This is a genomic window from Mesorhizobium sp. WSM4820, from assembly GCF_055811075.1.
This window is the reverse complement of record NZ_JBVVQN010000050.1, coordinates 1-5284: the sequence shown is the minus strand read 5'-3', so window position 1 is coordinate 5284 and position 5284 is coordinate 1. Positions and strand designations below refer to the sequence as shown.

At 59.1% G+C, this 5284-nt stretch carries 4 protein-coding genes and 4 pseudogenes; 5 read left to right on the top strand and 3 right to left on the bottom strand.

The window, feature by feature from the left end:
- Positions 1-109 (bottom strand): annotated as a pseudogene (locus AC0L2R_RS33570) (IS6 family transposase); the annotation flags it as partial.
- A 1953-nt stretch (positions 110-2062) separates the two neighbouring features.
- Between AC0L2R_RS33570 and AC0L2R_RS33565 the strand changes: the two are divergent.
- The 3 genes and pseudogenes from AC0L2R_RS33565 to AC0L2R_RS33555 form a co-directional block, all read left to right on the top strand.
- The gene (locus tag AC0L2R_RS33565) at positions 2063-2206 is read left to right on the top strand and encodes a transposase (RefSeq protein ID WP_473514070.1); all 144 of its coding nucleotides are present in this window, start codon (positions 2063-2065) and stop codon (positions 2204-2206) included.
- A 56-nt stretch (positions 2207-2262) separates the two neighbouring features.
- A complete protein-coding gene (locus tag AC0L2R_RS33560; protein WP_473514069.1) occupies positions 2263-2415 on the top strand; it encodes a hypothetical protein in 153 nt (50 codons plus the stop codon).
- Positions 2416-2550: 135 nt separating this feature from the next.
- Positions 2551-2702 (top strand): annotated as a pseudogene (locus tag AC0L2R_RS33555) (IS6 family transposase); the annotation flags it as partial.
- A gap of 56 nt (positions 2703-2758) precedes the next feature.
- Here AC0L2R_RS33555 and AC0L2R_RS33550 read toward each other — a convergent pair.
- Both AC0L2R_RS33550 and AC0L2R_RS33545 read right to left on the bottom strand, forming a co-directional pair.
- A pseudogene (locus AC0L2R_RS33550) lies at positions 2759-3132 on the bottom strand (IS66 family transposase); the annotation flags it as partial.
- Positions 3077-3199 (bottom strand): annotated as a pseudogene (locus AC0L2R_RS33545) (IS66 family transposase); the annotation flags it as partial. The pseudogenes AC0L2R_RS33550 and AC0L2R_RS33545, both read right to left, overlap by 56 nt.
- Positions 3200-3232: 33 nt before the next feature.
- On the opposite strand from AC0L2R_RS33545, the gene AC0L2R_RS33540 reads away from it, so the two are divergent.
- Positions 3233-3922, top strand: coding sequence for an IS66 family transposase (locus AC0L2R_RS33540; protein WP_473514068.1), 690 nt, complete (start codon positions 3233-3235; stop codon positions 3920-3922).
- A gap of 248 nt (positions 3923-4170) precedes the next feature.
- Positions 4171-4800, top strand: a complete 630-nt coding sequence (locus AC0L2R_RS33535) for an acyltransferase (RefSeq protein ID WP_473514067.1) — start codon at positions 4171-4173, stop codon at positions 4798-4800.
- Positions 4801-5284 lie beyond the last annotated feature (484 nt).

Sequence of the window (5284 nt, the reverse complement as noted above, 5' to 3'; positions counted from 1 at the left end):
GGTTGTTCAATCCCTTGTGCGACCGATGCTCGACGTCCGGCATCACCTGTCGCCTGGCTGCTCCATAGGAGCGCAGCCTGTCAGTGATCATGCGCTTCGGCGTGCCGCCGCCTTGGTTCGTGAGCGTCACGAGCACCCCATCTTGCCTGAGCGGCCATGCACTGGCGAGATTTGCCGCCTGATTTGTGAGCAGTGCGGGCGCATGAAGTGGGACGACCCTGATGCCAGTCATCGAAGCAGGCATGAAGAGGGTCGCTATCGCCGGATCGAGGTGATCACCGGCTGCGGCGGCGGCGCAACTGGACGCCGGTGGAGAAAGGCTCGGGTCGTCGCGGAGAGCGCGGAGTCGGGCGCCAACACCTCGGCAGCCGCGCGACATTGGGGCATAAGTCCTGGCCTTCTTTCCGTCTGGCGGCGATAGGCGGGGCCGGTGCAGGCGAAAGCGGCTGCGGAGACGACGCCAGCCCTGCAGTTTGCGCAATTTAGATCGCGGGGCGAGGACCGGCAGCTCGAGCACGCCGACGCAGCGAGGCACGAAGGTGCCCACGTCGGCCGGTCGGATTGAGATCGGTGAAAGCCGCCTGGTCCTGATGGACTCGGTCGATCCGACCCTGGCGGCGTGAAGGCCGGGGTGGCGACGCAGCCGGTCGCCTTTGGTCGCGGCATCAATCGCCTCGCTGCCCTGGTCGCCTCCCTCAACGATTTGACGAGGCCGTCCGGGATCGGCACGACCCGTTCCTTGCTGCCCTCGCCGCGCAGGAGCACCTGTGGTCGCGGGCGATCCAGCGAGGAAAAGGTCTCGGTCGAAATCCTCGACGGCCAATGGCGTACGGCTTGCCCCCGGGTGCGCTGGCCGCGAAGAGCACCAACATATGCAATTCGTCGCGGTAGCTGGCGACGGTTGAAGGAGTTGCGTTCCTTTTCTTGGTTTCTTGGTCAGCCGGTGGCGAAAGAACGACTCCAGCAGCGGCGTGAGCGAGAGATGTACGCTCATGAGGCGCCTTCATGGGCCAACGCGCGTCCGCGATGCCAAGCAAATCTGCCGTGCCCGTCCCATAGTAGGCAGTATCGGTGTAGTGGGCGTGGCCAAGATAGGCGGGTCTACATTCCCAAAGCCAATGGCAGTAAACGGCCTCTCGGGGTGCCGGCGCTGGAAGACAAGATTGTCCAAAGCGCGGTGGCCGAGATGCTGAGTGCTGTCTACGTGCCCGACTTCCTTGGGTTCTCCTACGGCTTCCGACCCGGGCGGAGCCCCACATGGCGCTTAATGCCCTGCGCACGGCGATCATGTGCCAGCGTGTGAACTGGAAGCTCGATGCCGACATTCGCAGCTTCTTCAACTCGGTCGACCACGAGTGGCTGCTGCGGATGGTGGCGCACAGGATCGCTGATCCTCGTATCCTACGGCTCATTATGCTGTGTTTGCGGGCTAGAGTCCTTGAGAGCAAGAGACGGACAGGGGTACCCGGCAAGGGGCGAACATTAGCGCGCTCCTCGCCAACATCTTCACTACATCTTCGATCTCTGGGCTCACCAGTGGCGTCAGCGTGTTGCAGGGTCACAGGGGTGTCCTGGCGCGTGAGGAACCAGAGGGATTTTGCAGACTGGCCTTCGCGGCAGCGAGAAGCGTGCCGGGATAAGGTGCGCACGAGGTCGTGGCCGACGGAGCCAGTCTGGTCTTATAAAAATTGCTCTCGCGGACGCACAGGATCCTTTCCTCGAGGTCGACGTCGGCTAAGGTGAGGGACCATGCCTCGCCAAGGTGAAGCCCCGCGCCGTAATGGAGAAGCCGGAGCGTTCGGTATGTGTCCGGATCAATAGGACAGCGAGGATGGTCGATCCGGACGGCGGCGTCGTGTAATGACCGATCTCTCGCGGGAGGTAAATATAGGCAACGAAGGCTTCCGTCGGCTTGGAAGGGGCGTAGCAACGGCCATATGTTTGTATGCCCCTGGGCCATCTCGAACGTACGCCTCCGGCGAAGGCCGCCTTGCGCGAGCATGGCGCGGTAGCGAGGCTGCGCGCTTAAGGTGATCCTTACGAGCGTAGTTAGCAGCACAGTATGAGCCATGTGACGTTATTGACCGGGCCTGAGCGGCGTCGTCGTTGGAGTAAAGAGGGTCAGTACTGGATACTGGCCGCGGCATTTGCGCCCGGGGTCACAGTGGCGGCGGTAGCGCGTCAGTACGATGTGCGGCCAGTCTGATCTACAAATGGCGCCGCACGGTCAGAGCCCGCGAGACGGGCCTTGCCGAAGTTGTCTTGGTTCCCGATGAGCCTGTCGCCGCTTCGGTGCCGGCGGCGCCACCAGCGGTGATCGAGCTGGAGATCGCCGGCAAGGCGCAGCTGCGGATTCCGCTGACCACGCCGCCGACACTGGCGGCAGCGATGGTGAAGGGGCTGGGCGTTTCATGATCCCGGTTCCGAGCCAGGTGCGTGTCTTGGAGGCGGAATTGCGTCGCAAGTCGGAAGTTGTCTTGGCATGCTGGATCTCGGAGCGGCGTCATCAACTTAACTCGCGTTCAGGGATTTGCGGCATAAACCGATGGCATGAACACCGCGACCGTCAGCTACAAGGGCCATCGTTTCCCGCTGCAGATCATCGCCCATGCAGTCTGGCTCTACTACACGTTCCCTTGAGCCTGCGTCTGGTCGAGGAAATGCTGCTGGAGCGCGGGAGCGTGGTTTCGTATGAGACAATCCCCGGTAGGGCATCGCATCAAGTTCGGTCGCATTACGCTCGCCGCTTGCGCCGCAAACGATAGCCGTCCAGATGGCGGGGCGACACATTCGCCGGCGCGGCTGTCCTCGAAGCGGTAGACAACAAGGGGCGGTCCGCTGCCGCCAAGGGGCCGATCATCGCGGACATAGGTCCAGAGGTAGGCCGTCTTGGCCTTGCCCCGGCGCCAGCGTTGGCAGCGTGGTCTCATCGGCAAAGACTCGCTCACCCTGCTTGATGCGGGTCCCTGCGTAAGCGGCGGGTGGCTCGAGCTCGAAGCCGACCTGGGCCATCTGCGACCGGTCGATCTCGACCTAATCGCGGGCATAGATCGCTTCCTGCCGGTAGAGCGGCCCATCGGCATATTTCCGACCAGCACACCGCCAGCACCACGCCATCATTGCCCCGATCGGACCGGGCCAGCCGGTTATAGGCGGCGTCTCCATCGACCTGCAGGATGCCGCGATAGCCGTCCAGATGGCGGGGCGACACATTCGCCGGCGCGGCTCGCACGTGCGGCGCAAGTTCTACGAGCTGCATGCCTCAGGCTCCTCCGTTATCGCCTCGCAGTCGGTGGCGCAGATGGCCCCGCTGTGGGCCGCCGAGGAGGCCGTGCGCGGCCAGGACCCGGCAGTACGGATAGCTGCGCGTCAGGAGAAATCCGCCGCCGTCGTTGCCGCTCTCTTTGCGCTGTGGGTGCCGAAGCTGTCGGGAAAATCGAAGCCCGCTGAGGCGATCCGCTACGCTCGGCCGGCGTGCTACGCTCGAGTGCTTCCTCACCGACGGCCGGATCGAAATCGATTCCAACACCGTCGAGCACGACGGCCACAGACAATTACTCGAAAGAACAGCCTCTTCGCGGGCAGTGACGGCGGTGGACGGACATGGGCCATCATCGCCACGCTGCTGACACCGGCCAAGACGAATCAATTCAATCTGCACGCCTGGCTCACCCAGACCTTGATCGCATTGCCAATGGCTGGCCCAACAGCGTATCGACGCCCTTATGCCCTGGAAATACCAGAGCTGAACGGCCTCAGCTGCCCGCTTACAAAATCTCTTCGCCCCGCGCCGCTCAAAACGCTGCGCTCTCACTACACATATTTACCGCCTGCAGGCCATGGCGGAGTGGAAAGCCGTGGTCGTGGTCAGCTGACATCAGCGGCCGCAGGTCTCAACGTCGTTCATATGCAGACAACGTGACATCGCCTCCCAAGCTGCTGTCACAAACTCGTTGTTCGTCGGCCCTGATGCTTGCCATGGTCCTGCTATTTCGCGTCAAACCTATTCAATGCATAGTAATAAAACTTCACAATTGCTTAATCAAGACTGATTTGAAAGAGTCGATGCGTCGTGATAAGCATGTGTAATGCGTTTTACTTAAGAATCAGAACACAGAACTAAATGTATTACGTGCCGTGTGCGGCGTAAACATAACGCGGAGAGCGAGAATGAGCGTAAATAATACCAGCTATAAAAAAGATAGACACCATGCTACATTAGGAACGTTATACCTATCAGAAAATGAATTGGTTGATATTGGGATTAGATCTGTTGGAAAAGACGTTAGAATCGCCGAAACGTGTAGGATCAACGGAGTTGCCAACATATCTATCGGCAATAACGTCATAATTGATGGAGGCGTTATCCTTAATTGTTCGACTGGATCAGTCGCCATCGGAAATTACGTTCATATCGCATCTGGGTGTTATTTGAACGGAGAAGGAATGATTACGCTCGATGACTTTTCCGGGCTTGCCCCTGGCGCTCGCATATTTTCCGGCACGGACGATTACACTGGAGAATACCTAACCAATCCAACTGTTCCCGAGGAATTCGTTGGAGTCAAATTTTGTCCAGTGCATGTGGGTAGGCACGTTATCATTGGATCGGGGGCGGTCGTTCTTCCCGGATGCAATATCGGAGAAGGATCATCGGTCGGGGCGTTGTCTCTAGTAACAAAGCCTCTGGATAGTTGGGGCGTATTCTGTGGTATTCCAGCAAAGCGCTTGAAGTCCAGATCGAAAAAAATTCTGGAACTCGAACGACAGCTATTATCCGTGTCAGCCAAATATTCGTAGCGCGCAAACCAGCCTTGCTCAAGCCACAGGACCTTTCCGAAACCTGTGCGCCGCCGGCCCCATCGGAGGTGGATCTGTTGCAACTTTTTAATTTACCAGCTCTGTGGCAAGGAGCTTCGATCATTTCGGAGAGTTGCAAATGTTCAAAGGCCGTCAGTTCGAACAATCGCGATGTCACGTTGTCTGCATATGAACGCGTTGAGACCTACGGCCGCTGATGTCAGCTGTGAATCTTGCGAAGATGATCTGATCGAGGTCCGACGCGGTCTTTGATCGGGCTTGCGACATTCTTGTCCAGCTTCAGACAAAAGAAGCTTTGCGAATTTCTTTCGGCGACGCCTGGTCGCTGCAAAGGTATGGTGATTGCCTTGCCTTAAGACAAATGGCACGGAGCTTGCGTCGGACTCTCTGGATAGGAGTTCTAACAAATGTCAGCCACTGCCGGTTCATTCAAACGAAATGCAGATCTCGACTCCGTGCTCAA